This window comes from Paucidesulfovibrio gracilis DSM 16080, from assembly GCF_900167125.1.
GTDB lineage: Bacteria > Desulfobacterota > Desulfovibrionia > Desulfovibrionales > Desulfovibrionaceae > Paucidesulfovibrio > Paucidesulfovibrio gracilis.
Window position 1 is genome coordinate 1 of the sequence record NZ_FUYC01000041.1, and the last position, 5,533, is coordinate 5,533.

Consider the following 5,533-nt stretch of genomic DNA (forward strand, 5'->3'; position numbering starts at 1 on the left):
CCGCCGCGCTGCTCCGCCTTGCCACTCTCCGGACTCCATCCCACCCTATGCCCCCGGCCGCGCGCAGCGCGAGACCGGGAAAAGGGATTCCAAAGGGTCGCGGACCCTTTGGCCGCCGGAGGCAATGCTTTTCAGCCCCGCAGGGCCGCCGGAGGCAATGCTTTATCCACAGCGTGAGAAGCCGCATTGTTTACAAATATGGCATCCTTCCTCGAATACGAGGGTGGTTCCGCAATCCGGGCAGGTGGGCGCGGAAAGGGAGCCTTTTCCGGTGTCCACGTTTTCGCCTTGCAGGTAGCGGGTTTCAAAGACCCAGGCGATGGCGTCGGGAATGGATTTACAGAGGTATTTTTTCTGGAATTTAGGGTGTTCGCCGACAATTCCTTTGAGTTGCTGCACGATGGCTTTTGGTCCCACGCCGGACCGCAGTGCCAGGGACACGAGTCTGCCGATGGCTTCGGCCTTGGCTGTGGTGGATCCGCCGGATTTTCCTATGGTGGCGAAGACCTCGAAGGGTTCGCCGTCCATTTCATTGATGGTCAGGTAGAGGGTGCCGAGTCCGGTTTCCACTTTTTGGGTAAAGCCGAAGACCACGTCGGGCCGGTCGCGCACGGGGTGCTGTTCGGTGGTTTCGGATTCGGCCTGTTTTTCACCTGTGCAGAGCACTTGTACGCTTTTGCAGCCGGAGCGGTACACGGTAACGCCTTTGCAGCCCAGCTCGTAGGCTTTCCAGTAGATGTCGCGGATGTGGTCCTGGGTGGCCTCGTTGGGCAGGTTCACGGTTTTGGATACCGCGTTATCCGTATATTTTTGGAAGGCGGCCTGCATGTTGAGGTGCCAGAGGGGTTCCATATCCATGGCTGTAACGAACACGCGGCGCAATTCTTCGGGCAGGTGATCCATGTCGCGGATGGTGCCGGTGCGGGCGACCTCGCGCATGAGTTGTTCGCTGTAGGCGCCGGTATCGCGCAGGGCTTGTTCGAAGTAGGGGTTGGCCTCGGTCAGGGTATCATTATCCATGACGTTGCGGGTGAAGCTGAGGGCGAAGAGGGGTTCCACGCCCGAGGAACAGCCGGCGATGATGGAGAGGGTGCCGGTGGGTGCCACGGTGGTGGTGGTGGCGTTGCGGTAGGGACCGAGGTTTTGTTTGCCGAACAGGGAGTTGTCGTAGGCGGGGAAGGGTCCGCGTTCGGTGGCGAGCTGTTTGGAGGCGCTGCGTGCTTCAGCGCGGATGAATTCCATTACTTTTTCCGCGAGTTCCACGGCGCGGCGGGAATCGTAGGGCAGGCGGAGCTGGTAGAGCATGTCAGCCCAGCCCATGACGCCGAGTCCGATTTTTCGCGTTTTAGCGACCATTTCCGTGATTCGTTGCAGGGGGTAGCGCGAGGCATCGATGACGTTGTCCAAAAAACGCACGCAAAGGTGCACGGTTTCACGCAGGCGTTCCCAGTCCACCAGATCGGCTCCGCCGTTGGCGGTTTCACCCGGCAGCACGAATCGGCCCAGGTTAAGCGAGCCGAGATTGCATGCCTCAAAGGGCAGCAGGGGCTGTTCACCGCAGGGGTTGGTGGATTCGATTTCCCCCAGTTCGGGTGTGGGGTTGTCCCGATTGATGCGGTCCAGGAACACGATGCCGGGATCGCCGGATTCCCAGGCTTTCCGTACCAGCAGGTTGAAGACCTCGCGGGCCTTGAGGGTCTGCACGGTTTTTCCATTGTGCGGGGCGATCAGGGCGTATTCCTCGTCCTGCTCCACAGCGCGCATGAACCGTTCGGTCAATCCAACGGAAAGGTTGAAGTTATTGAGTTCATTTTCACGTTCTTTGGCGGAAATGAACTGGAGCACGTCGGGGTGATCCACGCGCAGAATGGCCATGTTGGCCCCGCGCCGGGTGCCGCCTTGTTTGACCTGCTCGGTGGCGGTGTTGAAGATTTTCATGAACGAGACCGGGCCGGAGGCCACGCCGCCGGTGGAGCCGACGCAGGCATTGCTGGGACGCAGGCGGGAGAAGGCGAATCCGGTTCCGCCGCCGGATTTGTGGATCATGGCCGCATTTTTCACGGCGTCGAAAATGCCTTCCATGGAGTCTTCCACGGGCAGCACGAAGCAGGCGGCCAATTGGCCCAATTCGGTTCCCGCGTTCATGAGCGTGGGCGAGTTGGGCAGGAAGGTCCAGGAGGTCATGAGTTCATAAAACTGCCGGGCCAGCTCGTCGGGGTTACGACCCTGCTCGTATTGCTGTTCCTGGGCGGCCACCACAGAGGCCACGCGCCAGAAGAGTTCCCTGGGGGATTCATAGGGTGTGCCGTGGCCGTCCTTGCGCAGGTAGCGGCGTTCAAGCACCACTTCGGCATTGGGGTTCAGTTCGGGTTCGGGCAGGCCGTCCGGCAGGGGCAGTGCCGGACCCAGGGCGGAAGCGGTTTTGTTTTGCGATTGGCTCATGGGTATCCGTGTGGTTTGGCAGGCGGCTTTCAAGCCGTGCGATGCGTTGCTGCTTCCAAATTTCAGCCTGTTCCGCATAATCCATGCGGCTTGGGGCTGTCTTTTTTCTGCGCCTTGCATCCCGCACGTGTGAGCGGCCTGCGGTTATGACGTCTGCAATGGTCGGATTGGTCCGACGGCATCGTACGAATCCGTGTGTTTCCGTTGTCGGGAGCCGGTTGGTTATGCTGCGTACACACGGCCTGGAGCGGTTCCCACGTCCCTTATGACGCGATGTACGAAGCAGCTTTCAGGAAAATCCGGGCCGGATCGGCCAAGCGGGCTTTCCTTTTGGGCGGCAACGGAAGGAATGGGCATAGTAGGAAAGATTCTTGGGAAAATCCAGGAAGGGAAACTCCCGGCTTGGTTGTCGTTTTTTTGAACGTGCAAATAATACGGTAAAATAAAAGGCAGAATTATACGTTATTTTATCTAGTTTTTTTCTAGATTGAGTAGCGGTGATGCCGGATGAATGGTCACCCCAGAGGAAGAGCGTTGCGGACCGGCCAAAATGGACGCGAAAGAGCCGCGGCACTATCCGGCGCGCCCTGGGGAGGGAAAACCCTGGACCACGCCGCATGCGCCGAAACACAAACGTGCCGTGCTCAGTTCCACTGCCAGATTTTGGGCCGTAGCAACTGATAGGATCGGCGACCATGGACCATGTCTCCGAGTCTGTGTCCGCCCACGGAAAAGAGGGGGCGCATGGGCGCGTAGCCCAGCAGGGAAACCGCAGTGCGCAGCGTGCGGCGAAGGCGCAGCGAACCGCGCAGCTCCGGCAGCACATCGCGCTCCAGTCGGCGTTTGTATTGCTCGTCCGCTTTGCCGCGCCCGTGCAGCTGATCCAGCACGGACAAGGCCGCGTGATGCCCGGTGTACAGGGCATAAAAAATTCCCTCGCCCAGGGTCGGTTCCACGAATCCGGCCGCATCGCCCGCCAGCAGGAGCCGGTCCCGGCAAGGAGCGGCCAGCCAGTTGCCATAGGGGAGCGGATGCCCCCGGAACGGGGCATGGCGGTCCGGATCCAGCCGCAGGGACCGGAGCATGGCCCGAAAGCCGTCAATGAGCGAGGTTTGCGACCGCAAGCCGCACATGCCGAGCACCATGTGTTCCCGATTGGGGAAGACCCAGCCGTATCCGTCTTTGGTGTACCCCAGGTGCAGGCTGGGGTGATCCTGACTGGCCAGCGGTTCGGGCAGTATTTTTCGTGGCGGCCGGATTTCCACGGTATCGGCCAGGTTGGCATGCCACTGCTGCTTGTCGTGTTTCAGGGCGCGGCGCAGGCGGCTGTTCGCTCCATCCGCTCCGATGAGGTATTCGGCACGCAGAACTTCGCCCTCTGCGGTTGCCACTTCCCCCCGGGCCGGAGTACATTGCAGGACACGCCCCTGAAGCAGGGAAACACCCGCGTTCACGGCGCGTTCAAGCAGCAGGGCGTCCAGGGGTTCACGCCGGGCGAGCAAAAAGGGATCCCGGGTTTGTCCGCTGCACAGGACGTGCTTCCGGTGCAGGATGCGGTAGGTTCGGCTTCGCGCTTCCAGGACATCGGCCTGGGCAAGCTCGCCCACATCGCATTGAAAAATATGCTCCAAGGCCTGAACGGTTTTGGCCGTGAGCAGCCCGCCGCAGAGTTTGGGGCGGGGAAACGGGGCGCGGTCCAGCAGGCCCACATCGACTCCGGCCCGCGTCAGGGTAAAGGCTGCGGCACAACCGCAGGGACCGGCACCCACCACCAGTACCTGATATGCTTTTGAGGAGAATCTCGCGTCCGACATAATACCGTATTTGTACCCCGAGGCGGCGACTAAGGCAAGATTCCGAGTGTGTGCGGTACGTTGTATAAGGAAAAGGAGCCACATTGCAGCCCATAACGGCCATGGTTTTTGATTTTGACGGCACGCTGGCCCATTTGACCATTGATTTTTCGTTGATGCGGCGCCGGGTGGCGGCCCTTGCCGAAGCGTTTTTGGGCGAACCGCCCGAGACCGCCGACGTGCCGGTGCTGGAATGGTTGGATGAACTGGCAGCGGACCTGGAAGAGCGTCAGGGCCGGGATACGGCGTTGGAATTTCATTGCCGGGGGCGGCTCGTGGTCAATGCCACGGAGCTGGACGCGGCCCGGGAGGGCGGCCTGTTTCCCTTCACCCGTGAGCTGCTGGCCGACCTTCGCAGCCGGGGCGTGGGCGTGGGCATTGTGACCCGCAACAGCACAGCGGCCGTGCGAACCGTTTTTCCGGATGTGGGGCAATGGTGCGGGGCGTTTTTGGCCCGCGAGGACGCCCGGGCCTTGAAGCCGGATCCGGGGCATGTGCTCCAGGCGCTGGAAATGCTCGGCCACCCGCCGGAACGCGCCCTCATGGTCGGGGACCACGGCATGGATCTGGTGGCCGGGCAAAAAGCGGGATGCCGTACTGCCGGGGTGTGCAGCGGCAACATGACCCGGGCCGCATTGCACGATTTTGCACCCGATTATTTGGAAGAGGACGTCCAAGCCCTGCTGCGGGTGTTGCTGGACGAAAAGGCACTGCCCGGGGCGTAGCCCTGGAATGGTGGCGGGTTATACACGGAGAATGGTTGTGCCTACGCCGAAGCGGATGAAGAACGTCAAGCGCATCAGCCTCAAGCAAGGCATGTTCGTGGTGCAGTATGGCCGCGGCACAGAGCTGGAGCCGTTCGCCATCGTAAACCAGCCCATCCATTCCTGGGCCGATGTGGAACGCTTGATCCCGGCCCATGTGCCGGAAGTGATGATTGATCCGGAATTTGACTACGAAGCCTGGCAACGGGAGCAAACAGAGCAAGCGGAGCGGGAAAGCGTCCAGGCGGAGCGTGATGCCCGGGCGCGCGCCCAGGAACAGGAGGACCGGGAAAAGCGTCAACGGGAACAGGCCGCTGAGGAGCAGGCCCGGCGCGAGGCCCGCCGTCGTGCCGCGGAACAAAAGGCGCAAAAAAAGGCCGAGGCTGAGGCCCGGGAACGTGCCGAGGCTGAGGCCCGGAAACGCGCCGAGGAAGCGGCAAAGCAACAAGCGGAAGAGCAGGCCCGCCGCAAGGC

Annotated in this window: 4 protein-coding genes; 2 read left to right on the forward strand and 2 right to left on the reverse strand. The window is 61.5% G+C overall.

The window, feature by feature from the left end; genetic code table 11:
• Positions 1–162: 162 nt before the first annotated feature.
• On the reverse strand, positions 163–2,442 hold the full coding sequence (locus B5D49_RS14455) for a vitamin B12-dependent ribonucleotide reductase (RefSeq protein WP_078718435.1): 2,280 nt from the start codon (positions 2,440–2,442) through the stop codon (positions 163–165).
• 644 nt (positions 2,443–3,086) lie between these two features.
• Positions 3,087–4,256 carry a geranylgeranyl reductase family protein gene (locus B5D49_RS14460; RefSeq protein WP_159447262.1) on the reverse strand — a complete coding sequence of 390 codons (1,170 nt, stop codon included), beginning with the start codon at positions 4,254–4,256 and terminating at the stop codon, positions 3,087–3,089.
• An 83-nt stretch (positions 4,257–4,339) separates the two neighbouring features.
• Here B5D49_RS14460 and B5D49_RS14465 point away from each other — a divergent pair, with 83 nt between their 5' ends.
• Together B5D49_RS14465 and B5D49_RS14790 are read left to right on the forward strand one after the other, a co-directional pair.
• Positions 4,340–5,020, forward strand: coding sequence for an HAD family hydrolase (locus B5D49_RS14465; RefSeq protein WP_144019532.1), 681 nt, complete (start codon positions 4,340–4,342; stop codon positions 5,018–5,020).
• A 37-nt stretch (positions 5,021–5,057) separates the two neighbouring features.
• Positions 5,058–5,533: DUF3391 domain-containing protein (locus B5D49_RS14790; protein ID WP_144019534.1), on the forward strand; the 476-nt coding region annotated here is incomplete at its 3' end.